The sequence below is a fragment of the Enterobacter vonholyi genome (assembly GCF_040834095.1).
GTDB lineage: Bacteria > Pseudomonadota > Gammaproteobacteria > Enterobacterales > Enterobacteriaceae > Enterobacter > Enterobacter vonholyi.
On sequence record NZ_CP162152.1, the window covers coordinates 3,536,600 to 3,562,299 of the forward strand.

The window sequence follows — 25,700 nt, forward strand, 5'->3', positions numbered from 1 at the left end:
GATGGCACGAATCTTTCGCGCCACACCATACGCTGAATTTGCCTTAATAACCCTGGATAATTCCGAGTCTCAGGCCAACTCCCCCTTCACCAGTGGCACAAAGCGCACGGCTTCCACGGTGTCGATAATAAACTCGCCGCCGCGCCGACGAACGCGCTTCAACAACTGCTGCTCGTCCCCGACAGGCAGAACCAGAATGCCCCCCTCATCCAGCTGCGACAACAGGGCTGCAGGAATTTCAGGCGGGGCCGCCGTCACGATGATCGCGTCAAACGGGGCGCGCGCCTTCCAACCCTGCCATCCATCACCGTGTCGTGTCGAAACATTATGTAAATCAAGTTGTTTCAGGCGACGACGCGCCTGCCACTGTAAACCTTTGATCCGCTCAACGGAGCATACATGATGAACCAGATGCGCCAGGATCGCGGTCTGATACCCCGACCCGGTCCCAATCTCCAGCACGCGGGAGTCGGGCGTCAGCTCCAGCAGCTCCGTCATGCGAGCCACCATGTAAGGCTGCGAAATCGTCTGGCCCTGTCCGATGGGCAGCGCCACGTTTTCCCACGCTTTGTGTTCAAACGCCTCGTCTACAAATTTTTCACGCGGAACCAGGGCGAGCGCTTCGAGCACGTGCTCGTCGCGGATCCCCTGCGCGCGGAGTTGTTCCAGAAGAGTTTGTACACGTTTGTTTACCATTGCGCGTTCACTCCTGCGCGATCCAGCCAGCCCGACACCACATCATGCGCGCTATACGCGGTTAAATCTACGTGCAGCGGAGTAACCGAAACATAGCCTTCATCCACGGCGGCAAAGTCGGTATCCGGACCCGCATCGCACTTGTCGCCGGGAGGGCCAATCCAGTAAAGCGTGTTGCCGCGAGGATCCTGCTGCGGGATCACCTGATCGGCAGGATGTCGGCTCCCGCAACGGGTGACGCGGATGCCTTTAATTTCATCAAGAGGAAGATCCGGCACGTTGATATTAAGAATGCGCCCGGTACGCAGCGGCTCACGACCAAGCGCCCGCAGGATCGAACAGGTTACCGCGGCGGCGGTGTCGTAATGCGTGTGGCCATTTAACGAGACCGCCAGCGCCGGGAACCCCAGATGGCGCCCTTCCATTGCGGCCGCCACGGTGCCGGAGTAAATCACGTCATCGCCGAGGTTAGGCCCGGCGTTGATGCCGGAGACGACGATATCCGGACGCGGCCGCATCAGCGCGTTCACGCCCAGAAAAACGCAGTCGGTTGGCGTGCCCATCTGCACGGCAATATCGCCATTATCAAAGGTAAAGGTGCGAAGCGACGACTCCAGCGTCAGAGAGTTAGACGCTCCACTGCGGTTACGATCGGGCGCCACGACCTGCACGTCCGCAAATTCGCGGAGGTGTTTCGCCAGGGTCTGAATGCCTGGCGCGTGGATCCCGTCATCGTTACTCAGCAATATTCGCATAATCACCCGAGGTGTTGATAAGTTCCCTGACAACACTGGTGGCAAAGCTGCCTGCCGGCAGCCAGAAGCGTAACTCGACGGTCACGTCATCCCACCAGTTCCAGCTTAACTGCTGCGGATAGAGCAGCATCGCGCGGCGTGCCGCGTCGACTTTTTCCCGCACCAGCAAGGACTGCAATTCTGGCGCATCCGCCACGGCTGACTGCTCGGCGGCCAGGGCCTCCCCCTGGGTTCCCCAGTCGCCCGTACCGGGCAACGCGGCGGTAATCATCAGCGCTTTTGCGTCCACGCGCGACTGCACATCAGCCATCTCTTCGGCCGTTGCCACAAACCAGCTTCCGCGTCCCGCTAATTGTAGCGCATCGCCAACAACAACTTGATTCGCGTCCGGTTTTTTCAGCCTTTCGCTCACAATCTGATTAAACAACGCGCTGCGGGCCGCCGACAACCAAAAACTGCGTTTATTCCTGTCACGTACCGGCGCATCGCTTTGCGCCCAGCGCAGCGCGCCCTGCAGGTTGCTGCCGCCGATGCCAAAGCGCTGCGCGCCAAAGTAGTTCGGTACGCCGCGGTCGCTGATGGCGTTCAGACGTTTTTCAACGTCTTCTCGGTCAGTCACTTCGCGCAGCACCAGCGTAAACGCGTTGCCTTTCAACGCCCCCAGACGTAGTTTGCGCTTGTGGCGGGCATATTCCAGTACCTTACAGCCCTCAAGCTCAAATTTGCTTAAATCAGGCATCGCATTGCCGGGAACGCGCGCGCAGAGCCACTGTTCCGTAACGGCGTGTTTATCTTTCTGCCCGGCAAAGCTCACTTCGCGGGCATGAATTTTGAGGAATTTTGCCAGCGCGTCGGCCACAAAGCGGGTATTGCAGCCATTTTTCAGAATACGCACCAGGATATGTTCGCCTTCGCCATCCGGCTCAAAGCCCAGATCCTCGACCACGAGGAAATCTTCCGGGCTGGCTTTCAGCACCCCGTTCCCCTGCGGTTTACCGTGCAGGTATGTCAGGTTGTCGAAGTCTGTCATTTGCTCGCCTTCACCAGCAGCGCCACGGCTTCACAGGCAATCCCTTCGCCACGACCGGTGAAGCCCAGCTTCTCGGTCGTCGTCGCTTTGACGTTCACGTCGTCCATATGGCAACCCAGATCTTCCGCAATAAACACGCGCATCTGCGGAATGTGCGGCAGCATTTTCGGGGCCTGAGCGATAATCGTCACGTCGACGTTGCCAAGGGTGTAGCCTTTCGCCTGGATGCGGCGCCACGCTTCGCGCAGCAGTTCACGGCTGTCCGCCCCTTTAAACGCCGGGTCGGTGTCCGGGAACAGCTTGCCGATATCACCCAGTGCGGCCGCGCCCAGCAGCGCGTCGGTCAGCGCATGCAGCGCCACGTCGCCATCAGAATGCGCCAGCAGCCCTTTTTCATAAGGAATGCGCACGCCGCCAATGATAATTGGGCCTTCGCCGCCAAAGGCGTGTACATCAAAACCGTGTCCAATTCGCATTATGCCTTCTCCTGATGGGTCGAACGGGTAAGATAAAATTCCGCGAGCTGTAAATCTTCCGGACGCGTCACTTTAATATTATCAGCACGTCCTTCAACAAGCTCAGGATGGAAACCGCAGTACTCCAGCGCAGAGGCTTCGTCCGTAATGGTCGCACCTTCGTTAAGCGCGCGCGTTAAGCAGTCGTGGAGTAATTCGCGGGGGAAAAATTGCGGCGTCAGCGCGTGCCATAGATCGACGCGATCGACGGTGTGGGCGATAGCCCGTTTGCCCGGCTCGGCGCGCTTCATGGTGTCGCGCACGGGGGCGGCCAGAATGCCACCCACTTTGCTGGTTTCGCTCAGCGACAGCAGGCGCGCAAGGTCGTCCTGGTGCAGGCACGGACGGGCCGCGTCATGGACCAGCACCCACGGCGCGTTACCGGCCGCCTGAATGCCTGCCAGCACGGAATCGGCGCGCTCGGCACCGCCATCGACAACGGTAATCTGTGGATGATTTGCCAGCGGGAGCTGCGCGAAGCGCGCATCACCCGGGCTGATAGCGATGATCACCCGCGTCACCCGCGGGTGCGCCAGCAGCGCCGCCACGGCGTGCTCGAGGATCGTTTTATCGCCAATAGAGAGGTACTGCTTGGGACATTCTGTCTGCATGCGCCGGCCAAAACCTGCGGCCGGCACCACGGCGCATACGTCCGAAAAAGTTACTGCCATGTCGTAATCCTGGGCCTGATTATCGATTATTTTGTGCTGAGCCCTGATTGCGTTTAGACGCATCCGGAACCAGACGATAAAAGGTTTCGCCCGGCTTAGTCATACTGAGTTCATTGCGTGCGCGTTCCTCAATCGCCTCTTGCCCGCCATTGAGGTCATCAATTTCAGCAAAGAGTTGATCGTTTCGCGCCTTAAGTTTGGCGTTTGTTGCCTGCTGAGCCGCGACGTCATCGCTTACCCGGCTATAGTCGTGCAGTCCGTTCTTACCGAACCACAGCGAGTATTGCAGCCAGATTAGCAAAGCCAGCAACAGCAGCGTTAGTTTACCCATCCTGCCCCCTGAAAAACGGCATCATCATCCCAAGACTTCCCCAGAGCACTACGCCGGGGTAACAGAGATGCCGCAACATCGCGGGCAAATGTACCACATTTTTTCCGCAGAATCGTCCTGCACAATATCGTTACACAGTTGGTTACGGTTTGAATTATGGCTGAAGTTAGCCCATGAGCCACAAAAATAACAGACCAAACATCAGAACCACCGTCACAATCGTGACCACAGTGCTGTAGAGGAGCTTACCGTTGAGCAGCGAGTGCAGCGCAATGCCGACGACAACCGCCACGGGCATCAACGCCAGAAAGAAAGGCCAGGTGTAGAGAAAGAAGAACAGCGTGTTGCCGCCGTAGATGAGAAACGGAATACCCAGCGCCAGCAGCCATGAGACGAAGCCAATGATGGCCCCAGGAAATGACCAGGTCGTTTCGTCGTCGGTCGCAAGCGGCTCCGACCCGGTGGTGGTGATGTAATGTTCACTGTTGCGCATAGCTAGTCCTGTGACCGTGACTCATCGTTCGGGAAGACAGCTCCCGAACGATACCGTCTCAGGATCTGATAATATCGTCCCGTCTGAGCAGGTCTAATAATTGGCTTACTAAATTTGTTACCAATTGTTGACCTTCCAGGTGAATTTCAGGCGATTCAGGCGCTTCGTATACAGCGTCAATTCCGGTGAAGTTGCGCAATTCTCCGGCACGCGCTTTTTTGTATAGCCCTTTCGGGTCGCGCGCTTCGCAGACCTCCAGCGGTGTATCCACAAACACCTCGATAAAGCGATCCTGACCGACGCGTTCGCGCACCATCTGGCGCTCGGCGCGGTGCGGAGAGATAAACGCGGTCAGCACCACCAGCCCGGCGTCGGCCATCAGGCTGGCGACTTCCCCGACCCGGCGGATGTTCTCTTTGCGGTCGTCGTCGCTGAACCCTAAATCGCTGCACAGGCCATGGCGCACGTTGTCGCCATCCAGCAGGTAGGTGCTTACGCCCTGCTGATGCAATGCCTCTTCCAGCGCGCCCGCCACCGTCGATTTACCCGAGCCGGACAGCCCGGTAAACCACAGCACAACCCCACGGTGACCGTGGAGCTGTTCACGCTGGGCAACGGTGACCGGATGAGGATGCCAGACGACGTTCTCATCATGGGCGGCCATTACTTGCCTCCCAGCAGATCGCGCGCGCCCCAGTGCGGGAAGTGTTTACGCACCAGCGCGTTCAGTTCCAGCTCAAAGGCGCTGAATTCAGAGGCCACGGCAGCCTGTTTAATCGGTTCGCGTACCATACCGGCCCCGACGGTAACGTTGGTCAGCCTGTCGATAAAGATAAGACCTCCCGTCACCGGGTTCTGCTGATACGGATCCAGCACCAGCGGTTCGTCAAAGGTCAGATCGACCAGACCAATGCCGTTCAGCGGCAGCTCGGTGACGTCACGCTGGGTCAGGTTGTTGATATCCACCTGGAACTGAATGCCGTCCACGCGGGCGCGGGTTTTCTTGCCGGCAATTTTGATGTCATAGCTCTGGCCAGCGGTCAGCGGCTGTTCGGCCATCCACACCACATCCACGGACGCGCCCTGTACCGCCGCCAGCGTTTCCTGCGCGTCTACCAGGAGATCGCCCCGGCTGATATCAATTTCGTCTTTCAGCACCAGCGTTACGGCTTCACCGGCCCCCGCGTCCTGCAGGTCACCGTCAAAGGTGACGATGCGGGCGATAGTCGATTCCACACCGGATGGCAGCACCTTGACGCGCTGGCCAACCTGTACAGAGCCTGACGCTAGGGTGCCGGAGAAACCACGGAAATCGAGATTTGGACGGTTCACGTACTGCACCGGGAAGCGCATCGTCTGGGTGTCGACCACGCGCTGAATTTCAACCGTTTCCAGCACCTCCAGCAGCGTCGGGCCGCTGTACCACGGCATGTTCGCGCTTTGGGACGCGACGTTATCCCCTTCCAGCGCCGAGAGCGGCACAAAGCGGATATCCAGGTTGCCCGGCAGCTGTTCAGCAAAGGTCAGATAGCTCTGGCGGATCTCCTCGAATTTTTCTTCGCTGAAGTTCACCAGATCCATCTTGTTGACCGCCACCACCAGATGTTTGATCCCCAGCAGCGTCGAGATAAAGCTGTGGCGACGGGTCTGATCCAGCACGCCTTTACGCGCGTCCATCAGCAGGATCGCCAGGTCGCAGGTCGACGCGCCGGTCGCCATATTGCGGGTGTACTGTTCGTGCCCCGGGGTGTCGGCGATAATAAATTTGCGCTTCTCGGTAGAGAAGTAGCGGTAGGCCACGTCAATCGTGATGCCCTGCTCGCGCTCCGCCTGCAGGCCATCCACCAGCAGCGCCAGGTCGAGTTTTTCACCCTGGGTGCCGTGACGTTTACTGTCGTTATGCAGGGAAGAGAGCTGATCTTCGTAAATCTGGCGCGTATCGTGCAGCAGGCGGCCAATCAGGGTACTTTTCCCGTCATCCACGCTGCCGCAGGTCAGAAAACGCAGCAGGCTTTTGTGTTGTTGCGCGTGCAGATACGCTTCCACGCCGCCTTCTTTGGCAATTTGTTGAGCAATAGTGGTGTTCATGGCGGCTCCTTAGAAATAACCCTGACGTTTCTTCAGCTCCATGGAGCCTGCCTGGTCGCGGTCAATCACGCGGCCCTGTCGCTCGCTGGTGGTCGACACCAGCATCTCTTCGATGATCTCCGGCAGCGTCTGTGCGCTGGATTCCACCGCGCCGGTCAGCGGCCAGCAGCCAAGGGTGCGGAAACGCACCATCTGTTTTTTAATCACTTCGCCCGGCTGCAGGTCGATGCGATCGTCGTCGATCATCATCAGCATGCCGTCGCGCTCCAGCACCGGGCGCTCGGCGGCCAGATACAGCGGAACGATCTCGATATTTTCCAGATAGATGTACTGCCAGATATCCAGCTCGGTCCAGTTGGAGAGTGGGAAGACGCGAATGCTTTCGCCCTTGTTGATCTGACCGTTGTAGTTGTGCCACAGCTCCGGACGCTGGTTTTTTGGGTCCCAGCGGTGGAAGCGGTCGCGGAAGGAGTAGATACGCTCTTTGGCGCGGGATTTCTCCTCGTCACGGCGCGCGCCGCCGAAGGCCGCGTCAAAACCATATTTGTTCAGCGCCTGCTTCAGCCCTTCGGTCTTCATAATATCGGTATGTTTGGCGCTGCCGTGCACGAACGGGTTAATGCCCATCGCCACCCCTTCCGGGTTTTTGTGCACCAGCAGCTCGCAGCCGTAGGCTTTCGCGGTACGATCGCGGAACTCGTACATTTCGCGGAATTTCCAGCCGGTATCCACGTGCAGCAGCGGGAACGGCAGCGTGCCCGGATAAAACGCTTTACGCGCCAGATGCAGCATGACGCTGGAATCTTTACCGATGGAGTACATCATCACCGGGTTAGAAAACTCGGCGGCCACTTCGCGGATGATATGGATACTTTCCGCTTCGAGCTGCCGCAGGTGTGTAAGACGTTTTTGGTCCATAACCGTTCCTTAAGCCAAATTTACAACAGAAGAACCAAAGCCTTCTGTATCGGTTGTGTGTTGGAACCAGGCGAGCGTGCTGTGCAGCTGCACCACTTCACCCACCACGATCAGGGCGGGCATAGGGGCGTCTTTCGCCAGGGTTGCAAGATGTTCCAGCGTGCCCGTCGCAACGTGCTGATCGACGCGCGTGCCGCGAGAAATGACGGCAACGGGCGTCGTCGCCTCGCGACCGTGCTGAATAAGCTGTTCGCTGATGTCCGCCGCCTTCATCGTGCCCATGTATATCGCCAGCGTCTGGCGGCTCTGGGCGAGATGCGACCAGTCGAACGGCGTGCTGTCCGCCTTGTAGTGGCCGGTCACAAAGGTGACGCTCTGGGCGTAATCGCGATGGGTCAGAGGAATACCGGCGTAGGCCGTCACCGCAGAGGCCGCCGTAATGCCGGGCACCACCTGGAACGGTATGCCCGCTTCGGCTGCCGCCTGCAGCTCTTCGCCGCCGCGGCCAAAGATAAACGGATCGCCCCCCTTCAGGCGCACCACGGTTTTGCCCGCTTTGGCGGCGTCAACCAGCATCTGGTTGGTGTCGTGCTGCGGCACCGAGTGCTCGCCAGCCCGTTTGCCCACGCAGATTTGCTCCGCGTCGCGACGGATCAGTTCGCGCACGCCGTCGGTGACCAGATGGTCGTAGAACACGACGTCCGCGTCCTGCAGCACCTGCAGGCCGCGCAGCGTCAGGAGCCCGGCATCGCCAGGCCCCGCGCCCACCAGGATGATCTCCCCGCCCGTGCTGCCGGGGTTATCCAGTTCATCCTCGAGGATTTTTTGCGCAGCCGTTTCATTGCCGGCATGCATCAGGCTGGCGAAGCGGCCGCGAAACACGCGTTCCCAGAAGCGACGGCGTTCCGTCACGCTGGTCAGGCGGGTTTTCAGGTGGCTACGCCAGTAGCTGGCTTTCTCCGCCATGCGCCCGAGGCTGGTCGGCAGCAGCGCTTCGATTTTTTCACGCAGCACACGCGCCAGCACCGGTGCGGTACCGCCGGAGGAGATCGCCACCAGCAGCGGCGAGCGGTCAACGATCGACGGGAAAATAAACGAGCATAAAGGCTGGTCGTCCACCACGTTCACCAGGCGGTAACGGGCCTGCGCGGCGTCGGAGATCCGCTGGTTCAGTTCACGATCTTCGGTCGCCGCAATTACCAGCACCACGCTGTCGATTTGTGACTCGTCGAAATCCGCCTCTGCAACGACCTGCACCTGGGCCCCTGCGCGCTGTAGAAACGCGATTTTGCGATCGGCGATTTCACCCGTGCCAACAACCAGCACCGGTTTCTCTTTAATCGCAGCAAATAAGGGCAGATAGTCCACAGGCAACAACTCACTAACAACGAGGAATAGAGGGACTATAGGGGGCGGCTTAGACCGAATGAAATTACGAATTGGAATGAGTAGTTACTCAATGGAATAACGCCATGAAAATGCTAATACCAAAAAGTGCTTAACGCGCGAAATTTCGGGCATTTAAGAGCAATTCAAATTGTGTATGGACGATCACAGTTTCATACTAGGCGGGTTATTATTTTGCTCTGTTTTTAAGGACTCACTATGTTTTCCGCAACGCGCCACCGTATTGCTGCCCTGGCGCTCGGCGTTTGCTTTATTCTTCCTGCTCAGGCAAAAAACCAACCTTATGGTGAAATCGCCAATATGCAGGCGCGGCATATTGCCACCGTTTTCCCTGGCCGCATGACCGGCTCGCCTGCGGAAATGCTCTCCGCGGACTATCTTCGCCAGCAGTTTGCTGAGATGGGTTACCAGAGCGACATCCGGTCGTTTCACAGCCGCTACGTCTATACCTCGCGAAATAAAACGAAAAACTGGCATAACGTGACCGGCAGTACGGTGATTGCGGCCCACGAAGGAAGCGCAAAAGAGCAAATTATTATTATGGCGCACCTTGATACCTACGCTCCGATGAGCGATGCCGACACGGATAACAACCTCGGCGGGCTGACGCTGCAGGGCATGGACGACAACGCTGCAGGCCTGGGCGTGATGCTCGAACTGGCCGAGCGGATGAAAGATATTCCAACCCAGTATGGCATTCGTTTTGTTGCCACCAGCGGTGAAGAAGAGGGCAAACTCGGCGCTGAGAATCTCCTTAAACGCATGAGCGCCGAGGAGAAGAAAAATACGCTGCTGGTGATCAACCTCGACAACCTGATCGTCGGCGACAAGCTCTATTTCAACAGCGGGCAGAGTACGCCGGGTACCGTGCGAAAACTGACGCGCGACCGTGCGCTGGCCATTGCCCGCAGCCATGGCGTTTATGCCACCAGCAATCCCGGCGGTAACCCGGATTATCCGCGAGGCACAGGCTGCTGCAACGACGGGGAAGTGTTCGATAAGGCGGGCATTCCGGTGCTGTACGTGGAAGCCACAAACTGGACACTGGGCAAAAAAGATGGCTACCAGCAGCGGGCTAAATCGAAAGCCTTCCCGGACGGGACAAGCTGGCACAACGTGATGCTGGATAATCAGCAGCACATCGATCGCGCGCTGCCGCAGCGGATTGAACACCGCAGCCGTGATGTAGTGAAGGTGATGTTGCCGCTGGTGAAGGAGCTGGCGAAAGCGGGGAAAGCCTGAGGCCGTTAAGCCCGGTGGCGGCTACGCCTTACCGGGCAAAAAGGTTATCACCCTTCGTGCAACCCGCACTCGCGCTTCAGCCCGAAGAATCGCGTCTCTTCTTCCGCCATTCCCGGTTCCCACTTACGCGTGGTGTGGGTATCCCCCACTGACAGATAGCCCTGATCCCACAGCGGATGGTACTTCAGCCCGTGTTTTTGCAGATACTGGTACACCGTCCGGTTATCCCAGTCGATAATCGGCAGCACTTTAAACACCCCGCGCTGCACCGCCAGCACCGGTAAGGTTGCCCGGCTGCCGGACTGCTCGCGGCGCAGGCCCGCAAACCACGTCTGCGCATTAAGCTCTTTCAGCGCCCGGTTCATCGGCTCGACCTTGTTAATCTCATTGTATTTCTCAATGCCCTCAACGCCCTGTTCCCACAGCTTACCGTAGCGCGCCTCCTGCCAGGCCGCGCTTTCCGTCGCGCGGTAGACCTTGAGGTTCAGCTTGAGCTTGTCCGTCAGCTCGTCAATAAACTGATAGGTTTCCGGGAACAGGTAGCCGGTATCGGTGAGGATCACCGGAATGTCCGGACGGATCTGATTCACCAGATGCAGGCTGACCGCCGCCTGAATACCAAAGCTCGACGAGAGCACATATTCTCCCGGCAGGTTTTCCAGCGCCCACGCCACGCGCCCTTCGGCGTCCAGCTTTTCAAGGTGGGCATTGGTTTCTGCCAGCGCCAGAATACGTTCGACTTTTGGCAGGTCATTAAGGGCGTTTAGATCGAGTTCGGACATAGTTACCTCTCGTGGTTACTCCCAGAAATCCCTTGCGGGATCGAGCACCGGGCGAATGATGCCCGCACGCACCGTAAAGTCGCCGAAGCCTTCACCCGCTTCGCGCTCTTTCGCCCAGCGCCCGACAAGCTCGTCGATGGAATCAAGAATTTCCGGCTCGGTGATGTTCTCGCGGAACATGCGCGGAATGCGCGTGCCGATACGGTTACCGCCCAGATGCAGGTTATAGCGCCCCGGCGCTTTCCCCACCAGACCGAGCTCGGCCAGCATCGCGCGACCGCAGCCGTTCGGACAACCGGTGACGCGCATAACAATATGCTCGTCCGGAATGCCGTGTTTTTCCAGAATCGCTTCCACTTTGTCGGTAAACGACGGCAGGAAACGTTCCGCTTCGGCCATCGCCAGCGGACAGGTCGGGAACGACACGCAGGCCATTGAGTTTTCACGCTGCGGCTTCACCGCATCCATCAATCCATGTTCGCGCGCCAGCTTCTCGATCTTCGCCTTCTGGCTTTCCGGCACGCCGGCAATGATCAGGTTCTGGTTAGCCGTAATGCGGAACTCGCCCTTATGGATCTTCGCAATTTCCAGCAGGCCGGTTTTCAGCGGACGCCCCGGATAATCCAGAATACGGCCGTTTTCGATAAACAGCGTCAGGTGCCATTTATTGTCGATACCCTTCACCCAGCCAATGCGATCGCCGCGACCGGTGAATTCGTAAGGGCGGATCGGCTCAAACTTGATGCCCGCGCGACGCTCCACTTCCGCTTTGAACGTCTCCACGCCCACGCGCTCCAGGGTGTATTTGGTTTTCGCGTTTTTACGGTCGGTACGGTTACCCCAGTCGCGCTGGGTCGTCACCACCGCTTCCGCCACGGCCAGCGTATGCTCCAGCGGCAGGAAGCCGAACTCGCTCGCGGTGCGGGCGTAGGTTTTCTTGTTACCGTGTTCGATGGACAGGCCGCCGCCCACCAGCAGGTTAAAGCCCACCAGCTTGCCGTTTTCGGCTATCGCCACGAAGTTCATGTCGTTGGCGTGCAGGTCGATATCGTTCTGCGGCGGGATCACTACCGTGGTTTTAAACTTGCGCGGCAGGTAGGTCTGGCCAAGGATCGGCTCTTCGTCGGTGGTCGCGACTTTTTCCTGATCGAGCCAAATCTCGGCATAGGCGCGCGTACGCGGCAGCAGGTGCTCAGAGATCTTCTTCGCCCACTCGTAGGCTTCGGCGTGCAGCTCGGACTCATACGGGTTCGAGGTGCAGAGCACGTTACGGTTCATGTCGTTGGCGGTCGCCAGCGCGTCCAGCCCGACCGAGTGCAGCATCTGGTGCACCGGCTTGACGTTCTTCTTCAGAATGCCGTGGAACTGGAAGGTCTGACGGTTGGTCAGACGAATGCTGCCATAAATCGTGTTTTCACCGGCAAACTTGTCGATCGCCTGCCACTGTTTGGTGGTAATCACCCCACCCGGCAGACGGCAGCGCAGCAGCATCGCGTGACGCGGCTCCAGCTTCTGCTCGGCACGCTCGGCACGGATGTCGCGGTCGTCCTGCTGGTACATGCCGTGGAAGCGGATCAGCAGGAAGTTGTCGCCTTTGAAACCGCCGGTGAGACCGTCATTCAGATCTTCAGCAATGGTGCCGCGCAGATAGTTGCTTTCCAGCTTCATGCGCTCGGCGTCTGTCAGTTTACCTTCGACCACCAGTGGCCCTGGATGTTTTTCGCTCATTAGTAGACATCTCGCTGATAACGGCGCTCAACGCGCAGCTCACTTAAAAATTCATCTGCCGTTTCGGCATCCATACCGCCGAATTCGGCAATCACTTCCAGCAGTGCCTGCTCAACGTCTTTCGCCATGCGATTGGCGTCGCCGCAGACATAAATGTGGGCACCGTCATTGATCCAGCGCCACAGCTCTGCGCCCTGTTCGCGCAGTTTGTCTTGTACGTATACTTTTTCTTTCTGGTCGCGAGACCAGGCCAGATCGATGCGGGTCAGTACGCCTTCTTTCACATAGCGCTGCCACTCAACCTGGTAGAGGAAATCTTCGGTAAAGTGCGGATTGCCGAAGAACAGCCAGTTCTTACCCGACGCGCCGTCTGCCGCGCGCTGCTGCATGAAGGCGCGGAACGGCGCAATGCCGGTGCCCGGGCCAATCATGATGACCGGTGTTTCCGGGTTTGCCGGCAGGCGGAAGTTGTCGTTGTGCTCGATAAAAACGCGCACTTCGCCCTCTTCTTCCACGCGATCGGCCAGGAAGCTCGACGCCCCACCCGCGCGCGCGCGGCCTTCGATGTCGTAGCGCACCACGCCGACGGTAACATGCACTTCACTCTCCACTTCGGCCTGCGAAGAGGCGATGGAGTACAGGCGCGGGGTTAGCGGACGCAGCAGGCCGATCAGCGCATCGGCATCCAGCTGAGCCGGAGAGAAACGCACCATATCGACAATCGGCGTCGTCGCGGCGTAATGCTGCAGCTTCGCCTTGTCGCCCACAAGCGGCAGCAGGGATTCGCTGCGCGTTAAGGTGGCATAATTTTCGACGATATTCGGGGTATTCACCGTCAGTTCGAAATGCCACTGCAACGCCTCGGATAACGGCAGCGATTTGCCGTCAACGGTGACAGGCTCGTCGCCTTTCAGCCACAGCAGCTCAACCAGCTCTTTCACCAGCGCCGGATCGTTCTGATACCAGACGCCCAGCGCATCGCCAGGCTGATAGCGCAGCCCCGAGTCGCCTAAATCGATTTCGATATGACGCACGTCTTTTTCTGAGTCGCGGCCGGTAATTTTCTGGTTCACCGACAGGCTCGCCGTCAGCGGCGCCTCTTTGGTGTACGGGCTGGTGTGGATGTCGTTGACAGCACCCGTCGCGGTGAACGCGGCCTGCGTCGAGGTCTCTTTCGGCACGCGCGCTTTTAGCACTTCAACGATGCGGGCGCGCCATTCAGCGGCGGCGGTCTGGTATTCGACATCCGCATCAACGCGGTCCAGCAGACGCTCCGCGCCCAGCTCCGCCAGCCTGCTGTCGAAGTCTTTGCCGGACTGGCAGAAGAATTCATAGGAGGTATCGCCCAGGCCAAAGACGGCAAACGCCGTCCCATCCAGCTTCGGCGCTTTTTTCGAGAACAGGAACTTATGCAGCGCCACCGCTTCTTCAGCAGGTTCACCTTCACCTTGCGTAGAGGCGACCACCACCAGCAGTTTTTCCGACGCGATTTGCTTGAATTTATAATCCCCGGCGTTGACCAGGTTCACGTTCAGTTTAGCGGCCAGCAGGTCGTCGCGCAGCGCTTCGGCCACGCGGCGGGCGTTGCCCGTCTGCGAGGCGGAAATCAGGGTAATGGCCGGAATCTCAACGGCCGTAGCCGGTGCACCCGCCACAGCGCCAGGCTGCTGATTGAGCATTCCCCAGAAATAACCGGAGACCCAGGCAAGCTGAGTGGGAGAAAAATCAGAGGTGGCAGCCTGAAGGCGCGCCAGTTGCTCCGGGTTCAGGGGAAGCAAATTTGAAGGTGGGGCCTGTGTTGTCATGCGTCGTTATGTTCCAGTAGCCAAGCGGACTTTAAGCGAATAAATCCAAACTGAAGATAAGGTTAACGGCGAGGATAATAACAATTAAAGAAGGGATGGAAATAATAAATAACCAAATGGACTAACCTGTTTTGGTTGTCATGCTTAGCGATAAAACCGATTAAATAATTATTTGAAATATAAGAACAAATAGCGATAAACACCCCGAATACGAGGCGGTGGACGCTCAGAGCCGTTTTAGTTAATGCTAAAAATTGTGCTTTCCGGTACTATGCGGCGGTTTTTTCCGCATTACTGAGAGCGATCATGTCCACCACACTGTTTAAAGATTTCACCTTCGAAGCCGCCCACCACCTTCCGCATGTCCCTGAAGGACATAAATGTGGCCGTCTGCACGGGCATTCGTTCATGGTGCGTCTTGAGATCACCGGTGAAGTTGATCCGCATACCGGTTGGATCATGGATTTTGCCGAGCTGAAGGCGGCGTTTAAGCCGACCTACGATCGTCTGGATCACTATTACCTGAATGAGATCCCGGGCCTTGAAAACCCGACCAGCGAAGTGCTGGCAAAATGGATTTGGGATCAGATGAAGCCGCTGGTACCGCTGCTGAGCGCGGTGATGATCAAAGAGACCTGCACCGCGGGCTGCATCTATCGCGGGGAGTGATTCTCCTCTTCCCCACGCACGTTTAGCGGCGTGAACTCATAGAGCACAAGCGCGTTACTTTCCAGCGATTCTGTAATTTGCCAGCCGTCATAAAGCCGTTCATCGCGTAAGGAAAGCGTTGGGCGCGCTTTGTGCGCAATCCAGCGCCACATCTCCTCATCAGGCCCGCTGTCGCTGTGTACTCCTTCCAGCAACGGATAGAGCGCACCGTTGTGCCGATCGAACAAATGGCTCTTAATGCGCCAGTGACCGCGCATTCCTCGTAGCTCAAGATGATACTGCTGGCGAAAACGCTGAATAAAGGCCTCCTCGCTGGAGAGCAGAGGATTGAAGACCACCACGTTACGCAACAGCAGTTGATATCGCCCCTGATGGCGGAGCAGCAGCACGCTCTTGTCGTTAACGAGCACCTCTCCCCGCAGACGCTGCCACAGCCAGAGTACCCAGTAGATGGGCCGTGGAAGGCCGTGATTATATTGAAGCGCAAGGCTTGATGTATCGAGGGTGTTGTTCGCCCTCGCTTCCCCCTGTAAACCAGAATTAAGCCAGAATCCCGCCAGCCATACCTGTTCTGAAAGCCCGAGCAGATTCTGCATCAACAGCGCACCGCGAAAAAACCAGCCGTTGGTCGCCCGCGTATTCCCCGTAAGAGTGTTCCATGAGAGTAACCATACCGGCAGCGTCCGCTGCCGCTGGCGAAGGGCGGCGAGGATCTGGCGGACCTTTAGCACCGGGTAATTTTCAGAAGAGGAAAGATGCGCGGGATCCAGCTGCGCCAGATCGAGCAGCTCGTTGGCATCTGCCGGACATGCGAGGAAATCAGCCTCGTCCAGAATGTCAGAACGGAACAGCGCGTCACCGCTCAGCTCGCTACCATCGGGGGAGAAGCGATGCCACACCCCAAATTTTGCCTGCGGAAGGTAGGCCCTCAGCGCCGCCCGCTGCGCCCGCCAGGCGTGCTCCTGGGTTTCCGCGTTAGCCTGGGGAGACCAGTGCATGACGACGTGCCAGCCAGCGGTAATGTCGGGCAAAAATCGGTTAACCGAAAGCTGCAAAAAGCGCGTCAGGAGATCGCATCGGGTAGTGACCCCCGTGTGCAGCAGGACCGTCCAGCCTTTTTTCGCCACCCAGGTAAACAATTGCTGCAGATGATACCAACAGGCGTAGCCCGCCATTTGGGGATCGTCCCATCCCGTAGCGAACAGACGGCTGCTGAGAAAAGGTTCGGCGATATCAATACCCTCAATCGGGATCGCCTCGTGTAGCGCCTCCAGATGCCGACGAACATCCTCTCGCAGCAAATCGTCTAGCTCGCGCAGGGTGATGACCAGCCGCGTGCGGCGCAGCGCGGAAGAGAGCGGATAAAGCTGCTGCACATCCAGTATCCGCTCCTGACACGGGGAGTAGGTTAGCGGCGAGGGTTCCCAACCGCGGGTCTCAGCGTCGTTAAGCAGGCTAAATAACGTATCTACCGCAACAGGGAAACGCTGTTCATCCACGGTCGTGCGCGGGCGGAACGCAAGGGGACGATGACGCCCGGCCTTACGAAACTCACCTGGAGACATATTGTGATAGCGCTGGAAACTATCGGTCATCATACGTGTGCTGGCAAATCCATTCTCCAGCGCAATCTGATGCAGAGGGCGGCTGGTGAGACACAGGGCGTCAGCCGCTTTCTCCAGCCGCAGGGCAGTGATGTACTGCATAAAACTAGCTCCCGTCTCTTTTCTAAAGAGACGAGAGAGCCACGCTTCTGAGACGAACTCACTCTCTGCGATTTCGGCCAACGTAATGCGGCGGGTGTAGCTGGCGTCGATCCGCTCCAGTACACGGGCGATGCGCTTGCTTACGTTGGCGTGCTGGTTCCGGGGTTTCTGGCGGACGGGCTGCTGAAAGCGACCAATCAGCAGCAGCAGGATCTCGCTCAGCCAGCGATTCGCCTCCAGCCGGTAGCGATGCGGATCGTTGACGAGCGTCACCACCAGCAGCTGGCGCAGCAGGTGCCGAAGCTCGTCACACTGCGGCCAGCGCCCGCCTGACTCCTCCGGAACCGCGTAATCATGGGCAAAAAAATCATTGTACAGCTGGATTACCCAGCGTCCGGATAGAACGACACGCAGAGTCACATTCGCGTTCTGGCTGATAAGCCTCCATCGCTGATGGCGGTTTATCACTACAAGGCCATTTGTCGGAACCCTTTCTAGTCCCGCCTCGGTTTGCAGTTCAGCTTGCCCTTCCAGCACCCACAGTATCGTCAGCAAATCGCCTTCATCCTGCGCGAACAGGCGAATGTCCTCAACGGCTATCGCAAACTCATTTCCACGATGTTCCATTCGCCCCCTCCACGAAGACAAAAAATGACGCACTCTTTTTTGTCATAACCGAATCGTATGAAAAACAATCAGAAAAAAGGCGTCGATTTACAACAAAAAAGGACATTTTCCGGCAATGCGATCGACATAAACTCGAAACTAACACCATTTGGCAGGAAAAGGATAACAAAAATGACACATCCAATTGTTGACGCGCTGCGAGGCTCCGAGGCTCAGTTCACTGAATTACGCCGAGAGTTTCACCGACATCCCGAAACAGGCTTCGAGGAGCACAAAACCAGCGACCGCGTCGCGTCACTCCTGGGGCAGTGGGGCTATGAGGTCCACCGGGGAATGGCCAAAACCGGGGTGGTCGGCACCCTTAAGGTAGGAAACGGCAGCAAACGTCTGGGTCTGCGCGCCGATATGGATGCGCTGCCGATGCAGGAAAATAGCGGCAAAGCGTGGAGCAGCACGGTTGAAGGTAAATTTCACGGCTGCGGGCACGATGGCCACACCACTACCCTGCTTTATGCCGCAGAGTATCTGGCCCGAACCCGCAACTTTAGCGGCACGCTGCATCTGATTTTTCAGCCAGCCGAAGAGCTGCTGTATGGCGGGCGCGTCATGGTTGAAGATGGCCTGTTTGAACAATTCCCCTGCGACCATATTTTTGGCCTGCACAACATGCCCTCCCAGCCGCTTGGGAAAATTGGCCTGCGCGATGGCGCCATGATGGCCTCCTCTGACACCGTTCATATTGAGGTGAACGGCGTAGGGGGTCACGGCGCCGTTCCGGAACACACCGTTGATGCCACGCTGGTTGCCTGCCATATCACCCTCGCCCTGCAGTCGATTGTGTCGAGGAATATCACCCCATTCCAGCCGGTCGTCGTAACCGTGGGCAGCATCCAGGCGGGACATGCCCCGAATATTATCAACGATAAGGTATTAATGAAGCTGACCGTGCGCACGCTGGACGAAGCGGTGCGTCAAACCGTCCTGCAGCGAATCCACGACATTGCCGTGGCACAGGCTGAAAGCTTCAACGCCACGGCCACGATCCGTCACGTCAACGGCAGCCCGGTGCTGCGCAATAGCCCGCAGGCCAATGACATGGTGCGCACGGTGGCGACCGACCTGTTCGGTCAGGATGCCGTCGCGTCGGTGAATGCCTTTATGGGAAGCGAAGATTTTGCGTTCATGCTCGAGAAAAACCCCAACGGCTGTTACTTCACCCTCGGCGCTGGCGATGAGCCGGACCGCTGCATGGTGCATAACCCAGGCTATGACTTTAACGACAAGCTTCTGCTTACCGGCGCGGCACTCTGGAGTGCGTTGACCGAGCACTATCTGCGCTGATTCGCACCAACCCCGGAGGGCCGCACGATGAGTACCGTACCCCTGACAGGCACACCGTCCTACGCCGGTAACGATCGGCTGCTGGCCGGTATTGTGATGAGCGTTCTGACCTTCTGGTTATTTGCGCAGTCGGTGATAAACGTTGTCCCGGCAATGAAAAACAGCCTCGCTATCTCCCTTGAAACCCTCACGCTGGCGGTCAGCCTTAGCGCCTTGTTCAGCGGCTGTTTTGTCGTTGCCTGCGGCGGCTTTGCCGATAAGTTTGGCCGCGTGCGTATGACCTACATTGGCCTCGCGCTGAGCATCATCGGCAGCGCCCTGCTTTTTTTCTCGTGGGAGCCGGTTCTGTTTCTGCTGGGGAGAGCGATACAGGGGCTGTCAGCGGCCTGCATCATGCCCGCCACCCTGGCGCTGATTAAAACCTGGTATCAAGGCAACGCTCGCCAGCGGGCAATCAGCTTTTGGGTGATTGGTTCATGGGGCGGCAGCGGGCTGAGCTCGTTTGTCGGCGGCGCCATCGCCACCACGCTCGGCTGGCGATGGATCTTTATTTTTTCCATGCTGGTGGCGGCGATGGCACTCCTGCTGATCCGCGGCACGCCGGAAAGCCGAAGCGACGGCGCACGTCGCCATAAGCTGGATATTGGCGGCCTGGTGAGTTTTGTCCTTATGCTGGTGCTGCTGAACCTGTTTATCAGCAAAGGCCACGGCTGGGGCTGGAGCAGCGGCCTGTCGCTGCTGGTGCTGGGGGGCTCCACGCTGGCAGCGGCCTGCTTTGTGCTCACCGGGCGACGCAAGGGTGACGCGGCGCTGATTGATTTTGCCCTGTTTAAAAACCGGGCCTACAGCGCCTCGGTATTCTCTAACTTTTTGCTCAACGGCTGCATTGGCACCATGATGATCGCCAGCATCTGGCTGCAGCAGGGCCACCGTCTGTCGCCATTGCAAACCGGCATGATGACGCTGGGGTATCTGATTACCGTGCTGGCGATGATCCGGGTAGGGGAAAAGCTGCTTCAGCGCTACGGCGCGCGCCTGCCGATGATGACCGGGCCGCTGCTGACCGCAACGGGCATCACGCTCATCTCCTGCACGTTTTTAAGCAAGGAGATCTACATCGTCACCGTCTTTCTCAGTAACATTTTATTTGGTCTGGGGCTGGGATGTTACGCCACGCCGTCAACAGATACGGCGGTGATGAACGCGCCAGAAAACAAAGTCGGGGTGGCCTCGGGGGTGTACAAAATGGGCAGCTCGCTGGGGGGAGCGATGGGGATCGCGGTTACCGCGTCGCTCTATGCGCTGCTGCTGCCGCTGGGCATGGCCAGCGCCGCACAGTATGCCCTCCTTTTCAACAGCGCGATGTGTCTCGCTTCGGTGGGAGTGACCTGGGCGTTACTCCCTTCAGGTCGGGCCCCGCAATAGGCGGGGCCACGAAAGGGTCAGGCAATATTCAGGTACTTGTGCGTCTGCATCGACAGGCGCCAGTTGCGCGCAATACAGGTTTCAATGCACAGGCGCGTCGCGTCGTCTTTCTGGCTGATCGGCTGTAGCGCAATGACGCGCTGCTTTTCATCCGTCAGCGTTGCCAGCAGTTCATCCAGCGCTTCGATATCACGCACGCGCCCAACCGGGTGCTTAATCTCATCCGCGCGTTCCAGCGCCTGAGACAGCACGTCATACCCGCCGCGCATATTCACTTTTGGCGATACCGTCACCCAGGTGGTGTGTGAACAGCGCACTTCATGGGTGCCGCTGGTTTCAATCTGGCAGCTGTAGCCGTTCTTTTCGAGCAGCTCGGTCAGCGGCGTCAGATCGTGGATGCAGGGCTCACCGCCGGTGATCACCACATGGCGCGCCGTCCAGCCCTGACGACCAATAATGGCCAGCAGATCTTCTGAACTGCCCGCGCCCCATTTATCGCTCTCTTTGGTTTTCGCCAGAATGCTAAACAGCGATACTTCCCGATCTGCGAGCTTATCCCACGTATGTTTGGTATCACACCAGGCACAGCCAACCGGGCATCCCTGTAAACGAATGAAAATAGCGGGAACGCCGGTAAAGTAACCCTCGCCTTGCAGGGTCTGGAACATCTCGTTAATCGGGTACTGCATAGTCATCTCAGTAAAGGGGATAAACGATAAGTATCGCAGATCCCCGCCGGATGGTCATGCTCCATCGGTGCTTTGCGCGCCAATCGCCGCCATAAAACGCTCGGTAATTTGCTGTGGACGGGTGATCGCACCGCCGACAACGACCGTATGCGCGCCCAGCGCCAGGCATCTGGCCGCGCGTTCAGGGGTATCCACGTTGCCTTCGGCAACCACGGGAACCGTCACAGCGGCCAGCACGGCCTTCAGGAACGCGCCGTCGTTCTCAGGAAGCGAATGGCCCGCCGTTTCCGCCGTATAGCCGTAAAGCGTGGTGCCGACGCAGTCGAAGCCCAGCGCCTGCGCCGTCACGGCTTCGCCCACGGTGGAAATATCCGCCATCAGCAGCACCGCGGGATAGCGTGAGCGTATGCGCGTGACCAGCGTTTCCAGAGATTCTCCGCCGGGACGCTCCCGCGCCGTCGCATCAAGCGCAATGATTTCCGGAGAGACGGCCATGAGCTCATCCACCTCTTTCATTGTCGCGGTGATAAATACCTCGCTTTCCGGGTAATCCCGTTTGATGATGCCGATAACAGGCAAAGAGACCTGCTGCTTAATGGCCTCGATATCCACCACGCTGTTGGCACGAATTGCGGCGGCCCCGCCCTGTGCCGCTGCCAGCGCCATTCGCGACATAATAAACGGGCTATGCAGCGGTTCATTTTCCAGCGCCTGACAGGAGACGACCAGTTTTCCCTTCAGGGTATCCAGTACAGTTTTCATTACGATAAGATCTCTTCCACTTCGTTTTTGATAATCGTGACGTGCGGGCCATAGATGACCTGAACACCGTTGCCGCGCATGATAACGCCGCGCGCCCCGGTGGCTTTCAGCGCCGAGTCATTCACTTTGCTGCCGTCCTTGACCGTAACGCGAAGACGAGTGGCGCAGCAGTCCACCTCTTCCAGATTGTCTTTTCCGCCTAATCCGGCGATCACCGCAGCGGCGCGTTCGTTTTGCGGCAGGCTGACCTCGTCAGCCATCGCCTCCTTTTCCCGACCCGGCGTGGCGAAATCAAAACGGTTAATCAGATAGCGGAAGGTAAAGTAGTAAAGGAAGAACCACGGTACGCCGACCAGCGGTACGAACATCCAGTTGGTTTTGGCCTCCCCCTGCAAAATGCCGAACAGCACGAAGTCGATGAAGCCGCCGGAGAAGGTTTGCCCGATGGTGATATGCAGCATGTGCGCGAGCATGAACGCCAGCCCGTCAAACAGCGCATGAATGACGTAAAGCACCGGCGCAATAAACAGGAAGGAGAACTCAATAGGCTCGGTAATCCCGGTAAGGAACGAGGTTAACGCCGCAGAGAGCAGCAGCCCGGCAACGCGCTTTTTGTTCTCGGGTTTTGCCGTGTGGTACATCGCCAGACACGCGCCGAGCAGGCCAAACATCATCGTAATAAAGCGCCCGGACATGAAGCGCGACGTGCCCTCATAGAAATGCTGCGTGTTCGGGTCGGCCAGCTGGGCGAAGAAGATCCGCTGTGTGCCTTCCACGAGGTGTCCGTTGACGATTTCACTCCCGCCAAGCGCGGTAGTCCAGAAAGGCAGATAGAAGATGTGGTGCAAACCAAACGGGCCCAGCATGCGGAGAATAAAGCCGTACAGCAGGGTGCCCAGATAACCCGTAGCATCCACCAGCCCGCCCAGACCAAAAATCAGCTTCTGGAAATGCGGCCAGACCACGGTCATGAGCGCACCGACGAGTATCGCCGCCAGGGAGCTGATAATGGGGACAAATCGCGAGCCGCCAAAAAAGCCCAGGAACTGCGGAAGCGCAATCTTGTTAAAACGATGATGGAGCGCGCAGGTCACCAGTCCAATCACCACGCCGCCAAACACGCCGGTTTCCAGCGTCTGAATACCCAGCGTCATGCCCTGCCCCACGGCCCCCGGGTTCTCATGCGCCAGTTTGCCGGTGAGGATCAGCAGCGCGTTGATGGTGGCATTCATCACCAGAAACGCGAGTAATGCCGCCAGCCCGGCCGTGCCCTTATCGCTTTTTGCCAGCCCGACGGCCACCCCAACGGCAAACAGCACCGAGAGGTTCGCAAACACGATGGATCCAGCGCTGCTCATGATGGTGAAAATGGCCTGCAGCCAGCTCACGTCTAAAAACGGATAGGCTGCCAGCGTGTTGGGATTCGATAGCGCGCCGCCTATCCCCAGCAGCAGACCCGCCGCAGGCAACACGGCAATCGGCAACATAAAGGATTTGCCAAAGCGCTGCGCTTTTTCAAACCATCCTCCTGAAGAAGCCCCACTGAATATTTGCATCATTTTTTCATCCCCTTATTAAACGATGAAAATTTTTACCATATAAATATTTAATAGTGAAAATTATCATCACAAACCAGGACGACGATCATACTTTTTCAAAATGACTGGCATCTTTCCCCCGCTTTCCGCCACACTAGTCGCAGAGAAACGCATTAAGGATCGAGCATGTCAGACCATGAAAACCTGCTGCTGAAGCTACGCCAGGAGGCTTCCGGGTACAGCCCAACACAACAAAAACTCGGCGAGTTTGTCCTCAGCGATCCTGCCCGGGTGCTCTACCTGACGATCACCGAGCTGGCGCGCGAGAGCCACACCAGCGAGGCCAGCGTCACGCGTCTTTGCCGGACGCTGGGCTGCAAGGGCTATAACGAATTTAAAATGGCGCTTGCGCTGGATATTCAGCAGGGCCAGCCCGCGCGTCAGGCGGGCGATGAGATTGATGACGTCGTGGATGAGTCGGTGCAAGCTTTGCAGGATACCGCCCGGCTCCTTGACCGCACGCTGCTTGAAAAGGCCGCACTGGCGCTGCACCAGGCGCAGTCCGTGCAGATTTATGGCGTTGCGGCCAGCGCGATCCTTGGGGAGTATCTCCACTACAAGCTGTTGCGGTTGGGCAAACCCGCGCAGCTGTTCAGCGATATGCACCGCGCGGCCATGAATGCGACAACGCTTTCAAAAGAGACCCTGGTCGTGGCTATCTCCAGTTCGGGTTCAACGCGGGATTTACTCCACGTGGTGAAGCTTGCCCGCAAGCGCGGCGTTAAGGTTCTGGCACTCAGCAATACGCCACGCAGCCCGCTGGCATCCCTGAGCGACATGCTGCTGGTTGCGGCCAAACCAGAGGGTCCCCTGAGCGCGGGCGCACTCAATGCTAAGGTTGGGGTGATGCTGCTGGTCGAGCTGCTGACCACGTCCATGATTGCGCTGGATGGTCATTACGGCGACGTTAGCCAGCAAACAGCCAGCGCCACGCTTCCCCTTTTGCTCTGAAAATCATTCGCAGGCTAAATAAATCGGCCTGCGCCTTATATTGTCTGATTTTCGTTAAGTGGGGTTTTCATCATTTATCCGGCAAATGTTTGGTGTAACAAAGTATTATATTTATTACATTTTGAATTAAGTCCACCATTCGGCACAGACCTTATATAATCAATTAAATTCAACGAGTTAAAATTTAAATTTTAATAGATTGAATTTTTACCATTGCGATAATGTCCAATATCTTCACCTGATTTCCTTTCCTTAAAATAAGCTTAAGACGCCACTGATTTCGGCGTTTTATTATTTAAATGCCGTTTACTTTTGCCCGCCTACAATCCGCCTCATCAATCATAATGAGACGGTATTAATGAAGATGTTATTGATTACAGGCGTGACCGGATTTCTGGGCGGTGCAGTTCTTGAAAAAATTCTGACCAACGATCAATCCATAGAACTCCTTTTGCTTGCGCGCGCCAGCGATCCGCAGAGCGGGCTGGAGCGCGTACTGGAGAATATGCGCAAGTTCAACGTTCCTGAGGACAAACTGGCCTCCCTGAATGTGGACAATATCCTGATTGGCGACCTCAGCCAGCCAGAAGCCTTCCTGAACGATCCCCGTCTGGATCGGGTCACGCATGTCGTGAACTGTGCGGCCGTCGCCTCATTTGGTAACAACCCGCTGATCTGGAAGGTCAACGTTGAAGGTACGCTCGCGCTGGCGCGTCGTATGGAGCAGGTCACAGGACTGCAGCGTTTCCTCCACGTCGGCACTGCGATGTCATGCACGCCGGAGCAGGATTCCCTGGTCGCCGAAAGCGCCGAATTCAGAGAGAATGCTGAACACCTGGTGGAATACACGTTTTCGAAGTCAACCATCGAACAGCTGATGCGCCAGGAGTGCCCTAACCTTCCCCTGCTCATCGCCCGTCCGTCCATCGTTGTCGGCCATACCCGTTACGGCTGCACGCCGTCGAGCAGCATTTTCTGGGTCTTTAGCATGGGCCTGATGCTGCAGAAGTTTATGTGCTCCATGGAAGACCGGATTGACGTTGTGCCAGTGGATTACTGCGCCGACGCGCTGTTAATGTTGCTTAACAGCAACGCGCGTCCGGGGGAAGTGGTGCACATTTCTGCGGGTGAAGAGAACAGCGTTCGCTTTGCGGATATCGATCAGGCGATGGCGCAGGCGCTGGAGAAAGCCCCCGTCGGAGATAAATATGCCCAGGTCAGCTACGAAACGCTGGTCCGAATGCGCCGCGAGCTGAAACATATTTTTGGCCCGTGCAACGAACGTCTGATGCTGAAAGCCATGCGGTTATACGGTGCGTTTGCCACGCTTAACGTGCGTTTCAGCAACGATAAGCTGCTGAGTATGGGAATGCCCAAGCCGCCCCGGTTTACGGATTATATCGCCCGCTGCGTGCAAACTACCCAGGGGCTGACCATTCCGGAGCAAATGGCGGTCGATTTTAAATAGCCA

At 57.6% G+C, this 25,700-nt stretch carries 24 protein-coding genes; 6 read left to right on the top strand and 18 right to left on the bottom strand.

Annotated features, from left to right (window positions below):
* Positions 1-69: 69 nt before the first annotated feature.
* The 11 genes from AB3N39_RS16605 to cysG all read right to left on the bottom strand — a co-directional run bounded on the left by AB3N39_RS16605 (position 70) and on the right by cysG (position 8,856).
* Positions 70-696, bottom strand: coding sequence for a protein-L-isoaspartate(D-aspartate) O-methyltransferase (locus tag AB3N39_RS16605; protein WP_008499604.1), 627 nt, complete (start codon positions 694-696; stop codon positions 70-72).
* The gene (surE, locus tag AB3N39_RS16610) at positions 690-1,451 is read right to left on the bottom strand and encodes a 5'/3'-nucleotidase SurE (protein WP_115876168.1); all 762 of its coding nucleotides are present in this window, start codon (positions 1,449-1,451) and stop codon (positions 690-692) included. Before surE ends, AB3N39_RS16605 begins: the two co-directional genes overlap by 7 nt.
* Positions 1,432-2,481, bottom strand: a complete 1,050-nt coding sequence (gene truD / locus AB3N39_RS16615; RefSeq protein WP_133295057.1) for a tRNA pseudouridine(13) synthase TruD — start codon at positions 2,479-2,481, stop codon at positions 1,432-1,434. The genes surE and truD overlap by 20 nt, the downstream gene beginning before the upstream one ends.
* Positions 2,478-2,957 (bottom strand): 2-C-methyl-D-erythritol 2,4-cyclodiphosphate synthase, encoded by a 480-nt coding sequence (gene ispF, locus AB3N39_RS16620; RefSeq protein ID WP_008499607.1) that lies wholly within the window; start codon positions 2,955-2,957, stop codon positions 2,478-2,480. The genes truD and ispF overlap by 4 nt, the downstream gene beginning before the upstream one ends.
* Positions 2,957-3,667 (bottom strand): 2-C-methyl-D-erythritol 4-phosphate cytidylyltransferase, encoded by a 711-nt coding sequence (gene ispD, locus AB3N39_RS16625; protein ID WP_045404179.1) that lies wholly within the window; start codon positions 3,665-3,667, stop codon positions 2,957-2,959. Before ispD ends, ispF begins: the two co-directional genes overlap by 1 nt.
* 19 nt (positions 3,668-3,686) lie before the next feature.
* Entirely contained in the window at positions 3,687-3,998 is a 312-nt protein-coding gene (ftsB, locus tag AB3N39_RS16630; protein ID WP_008499609.1) for a cell division protein FtsB, read from the bottom strand.
* A 166-nt stretch (positions 3,999-4,164) separates the two neighbouring features.
* A complete protein-coding gene (locus tag AB3N39_RS16635) occupies positions 4,165-4,491 on the bottom strand; it encodes a DUF3561 family protein (RefSeq protein ID WP_008499610.1) in 327 nt (108 codons plus the stop codon).
* Positions 4,492-4,549: 58 nt separating this feature from the next.
* Complete coding sequence (gene cysC / locus AB3N39_RS16640; protein WP_021241908.1) at positions 4,550-5,155, bottom strand: adenylyl-sulfate kinase; 606 nt, start codon at positions 5,153-5,155, stop codon at positions 4,550-4,552.
* The gene (gene cysN / locus AB3N39_RS16645; RefSeq protein WP_367896906.1) at positions 5,155-6,579 is read right to left on the bottom strand and encodes a sulfate adenylyltransferase subunit CysN; all 1,425 of its coding nucleotides are present in this window, start codon (positions 6,577-6,579) and stop codon (positions 5,155-5,157) included. Before cysN ends, cysC begins: the two co-directional genes overlap by 1 nt.
* A 9-nt stretch (positions 6,580-6,588) precedes the next feature.
* On the bottom strand, positions 6,589-7,497 hold the full coding sequence (cysD, locus tag AB3N39_RS16650; RefSeq protein WP_006811770.1) for a sulfate adenylyltransferase subunit CysD: 909 nt from the start codon (positions 7,495-7,497) through the stop codon (positions 6,589-6,591).
* Positions 7,498-7,506: 9 nt separating this feature from the next.
* Positions 7,507-8,856 carry a siroheme synthase CysG gene (gene cysG / locus AB3N39_RS16655; RefSeq protein ID WP_172621938.1) on the bottom strand — a complete coding sequence of 450 codons (1,350 nt, stop codon included), beginning with the start codon at positions 8,854-8,856 and terminating at the stop codon, positions 7,507-7,509.
* Positions 8,857-9,102: 246 nt separating this feature from the next.
* On the opposite strand from cysG, the gene AB3N39_RS16660 reads away from it, so the two are divergent.
* Positions 9,103-10,146 (top strand): aminopeptidase, encoded by a 1,044-nt coding sequence (locus AB3N39_RS16660; RefSeq protein ID WP_133295059.1) that lies wholly within the window; start codon positions 9,103-9,105, stop codon positions 10,144-10,146.
* A gap of 47 nt (positions 10,147-10,193) precedes the next feature.
* Here the strand turns inward: AB3N39_RS16660 and cysH are convergent, their stop codons facing one another.
* From cysH to cysJ, 3 genes are read right to left on the bottom strand one after another with little or no spacing between them, the layout of a single operon-like run.
* A complete protein-coding gene (cysH, locus tag AB3N39_RS16665) occupies positions 10,194-10,928 on the bottom strand; it encodes a phosphoadenosine phosphosulfate reductase (RefSeq protein WP_111965450.1) in 735 nt (244 codons plus the stop codon).
* A gap of 15 nt (positions 10,929-10,943) precedes the next feature.
* Positions 10,944-12,656 carry an assimilatory sulfite reductase (NADPH) hemoprotein subunit gene (gene cysI, locus AB3N39_RS16670; protein ID WP_008499617.1) on the bottom strand — a complete coding sequence of 571 codons (1,713 nt, stop codon included), beginning with the start codon at positions 12,654-12,656 and terminating at the stop codon, positions 10,944-10,946.
* Complete coding sequence (gene cysJ / locus AB3N39_RS16675; protein WP_143345458.1) at positions 12,656-14,461, bottom strand: NADPH-dependent assimilatory sulfite reductase flavoprotein subunit; 1,806 nt, start codon at positions 14,459-14,461, stop codon at positions 12,656-12,658. The genes cysI and cysJ overlap by 1 nt, the downstream gene beginning before the upstream one ends.
* A gap of 306 nt (positions 14,462-14,767) precedes the next feature.
* Between cysJ and queD the strand changes: the two genes are divergently transcribed.
* Positions 14,768-15,130, top strand: coding sequence for a 6-carboxytetrahydropterin synthase QueD (queD, locus tag AB3N39_RS16680; protein WP_111965448.1), 363 nt, complete (start codon positions 14,768-14,770; stop codon positions 15,128-15,130).
* On the opposite strand, the gene AB3N39_RS16685 is transcribed toward queD, so the two are convergent.
* A complete protein-coding gene (locus AB3N39_RS16685) occupies positions 15,115-17,463 on the bottom strand; it encodes a helix-turn-helix transcriptional regulator (protein ID WP_367896907.1) in 2,349 nt (782 codons plus the stop codon). The two genes, queD and AB3N39_RS16685, sit on opposite strands and share 16 nt — an antisense overlap.
* A gap of 171 nt (positions 17,464-17,634) precedes the next feature.
* Here AB3N39_RS16685 and AB3N39_RS16690 point away from each other — a divergent pair, with 171 nt between their 5' ends.
* Entirely contained in the window at positions 17,635-18,804 is a 1,170-nt protein-coding gene (locus AB3N39_RS16690) for a M20 aminoacylase family protein (protein ID WP_133295062.1), read from the top strand.
* 27 nt (positions 18,805-18,831) lie between these two features.
* A complete protein-coding gene (locus tag AB3N39_RS16695; RefSeq protein WP_367896908.1) occupies positions 18,832-20,229 on the top strand; it encodes an MFS transporter in 1,398 nt (465 codons plus the stop codon).
* Between the two features lie 17 nt (positions 20,230-20,246).
* Here the strand turns inward: AB3N39_RS16695 and queE are convergent, their stop codons facing one another.
* From queE to AB3N39_RS16710, 3 genes are read right to left on the bottom strand one after another with little or no spacing between them, the layout of a single operon-like run.
* Complete coding sequence (queE, locus tag AB3N39_RS16700; RefSeq protein ID WP_023333236.1) at positions 20,247-20,918, bottom strand: 7-carboxy-7-deazaguanine synthase QueE; 672 nt, start codon at positions 20,916-20,918, stop codon at positions 20,247-20,249.
* Between the two features lie 54 nt (positions 20,919-20,972).
* Complete coding sequence (locus tag AB3N39_RS16705; protein ID WP_248175219.1) at positions 20,973-21,680, bottom strand: N-acetylmannosamine-6-phosphate 2-epimerase; 708 nt, start codon at positions 21,678-21,680, stop codon at positions 20,973-20,975.
* On the bottom strand, positions 21,680-23,239 hold the full coding sequence (locus AB3N39_RS16710) for a PTS transporter subunit EIIC (protein ID WP_325814271.1): 1,560 nt from the start codon (positions 23,237-23,239) through the stop codon (positions 21,680-21,682). The genes AB3N39_RS16705 and AB3N39_RS16710 overlap by 1 nt, the downstream gene beginning before the upstream one ends.
* 165 nt (positions 23,240-23,404) lie before the next feature.
* On the opposite strand from AB3N39_RS16710, the gene AB3N39_RS16715 reads away from it, so the two are divergent.
* Together AB3N39_RS16715 and AB3N39_RS16720 are read left to right on the top strand one after the other, a co-directional pair.
* On the top strand, positions 23,405-24,229 hold the full coding sequence (locus AB3N39_RS16715; protein WP_367896909.1) for a MurR/RpiR family transcriptional regulator: 825 nt from the start codon (positions 23,405-23,407) through the stop codon (positions 24,227-24,229).
* Positions 24,230-24,587: 358 nt separating this feature from the next.
* Positions 24,588-25,697, top strand: a complete 1,110-nt coding sequence (locus tag AB3N39_RS16720) for an SDR family oxidoreductase (protein WP_367896910.1) — start codon at positions 24,588-24,590, stop codon at positions 25,695-25,697.
* Positions 25,698-25,700 lie beyond the last annotated feature (3 nt).

Excerpts from the sequence above, each read along its gene's own strand:
- AB3N39_RS16695 (WP_367896908.1), top strand. The coding sequence starts at position 18,832 with ATGAGTACCGTACCCCTGACAGGCACACCGTCCTACGCCGGTAACGAT.
- AB3N39_RS16720 (WP_367896910.1), top strand. The coding sequence starts at position 24,588 with ATGAAGATGTTATTGATTACAGGCGTGACCGGATTTCTGGGCGGTGCA.
- cysN (WP_367896906.1), bottom strand. The coding sequence starts at position 6,579 with ATGAACACCACTATTGCTCAACAAATTGCCAAAGAAGGCGGCGTGGAA.
- ftsB (WP_008499609.1), bottom strand. The coding sequence starts at position 3,998 with ATGGGTAAACTAACGCTGCTGTTGCTGGCTTTGCTAATCTGGCTGCAA.
- queE (WP_023333236.1), bottom strand. The coding sequence starts at position 20,918 with ATGCAGTACCCGATTAACGAGATGTTCCAGACCCTGCAAGGCGAGGGT.
- AB3N39_RS16660 (WP_133295059.1), top strand. The coding sequence starts at position 9,103 with ATGTTTTCCGCAACGCGCCACCGTATTGCTGCCCTGGCGCTCGGCGTT.
- cysJ (WP_143345458.1), bottom strand. The coding sequence starts at position 14,461 with ATGACAACACAGGCCCCACCTTCAAATTTGCTTCCCCTGAACCCGGAG.
- ispF (WP_008499607.1), bottom strand. The coding sequence starts at position 2,957 with ATGCGAATTGGACACGGTTTTGATGTACACGCCTTTGGCGGCGAAGGC.
- truD (WP_133295057.1), bottom strand. The coding sequence starts at position 2,481 with ATGACAGACTTCGACAACCTGACATACCTGCACGGTAAACCGCAGGGG.
- cysI (WP_008499617.1), bottom strand. The coding sequence starts at position 12,656 with ATGAGCGAAAAACATCCAGGGCCACTGGTGGTCGAAGGTAAACTGACA.
- AB3N39_RS16605 (WP_008499604.1), bottom strand. The coding sequence starts at position 696 with ATGGTAAACAAACGTGTACAAACTCTTCTGGAACAACTCCGCGCGCAG.
- AB3N39_RS16690 (WP_133295062.1), top strand. The coding sequence starts at position 17,635 with ATGACACATCCAATTGTTGACGCGCTGCGAGGCTCCGAGGCTCAGTTC.
- cysH (WP_111965450.1), bottom strand. The coding sequence starts at position 10,928 with ATGTCCGAACTCGATCTAAACGCCCTTAATGACCTGCCAAAAGTCGAA.
- cysC (WP_021241908.1), bottom strand. The coding sequence starts at position 5,155 with ATGGCCGCCCATGATGAGAACGTCGTCTGGCATCCTCATCCGGTCACC.
- queD (WP_111965448.1), top strand. The coding sequence starts at position 14,768 with ATGTCCACCACACTGTTTAAAGATTTCACCTTCGAAGCCGCCCACCAC.
- AB3N39_RS16710 (WP_325814271.1), bottom strand. The coding sequence starts at position 23,239 with ATGATGCAAATATTCAGTGGGGCTTCTTCAGGAGGATGGTTTGAAAAA.
- AB3N39_RS16685 (WP_367896907.1), bottom strand. The coding sequence starts at position 17,463 with ATGGAACATCGTGGAAATGAGTTTGCGATAGCCGTTGAGGACATTCGC.
- cysD (WP_006811770.1), bottom strand. The coding sequence starts at position 7,497 with ATGGACCAAAAACGTCTTACACACCTGCGGCAGCTCGAAGCGGAAAGT.
- AB3N39_RS16705 (WP_248175219.1), bottom strand. The coding sequence starts at position 21,680 with ATGAAAACTGTACTGGATACCCTGAAGGGAAAACTGGTCGTCTCCTGT.
- surE (WP_115876168.1), bottom strand. The coding sequence starts at position 1,451 with ATGCGAATATTGCTGAGTAACGATGACGGGATCCACGCGCCAGGCATT.
- ispD (WP_045404179.1), bottom strand. The coding sequence starts at position 3,667 with ATGGCAGTAACTTTTTCGGACGTATGCGCCGTGGTGCCGGCCGCAGGT.
- AB3N39_RS16635 (WP_008499610.1), bottom strand. The coding sequence starts at position 4,491 with ATGCGCAACAGTGAACATTACATCACCACCACCGGGTCGGAGCCGCTT.
- AB3N39_RS16715 (WP_367896909.1), top strand. The coding sequence starts at position 23,405 with ATGTCAGACCATGAAAACCTGCTGCTGAAGCTACGCCAGGAGGCTTCC.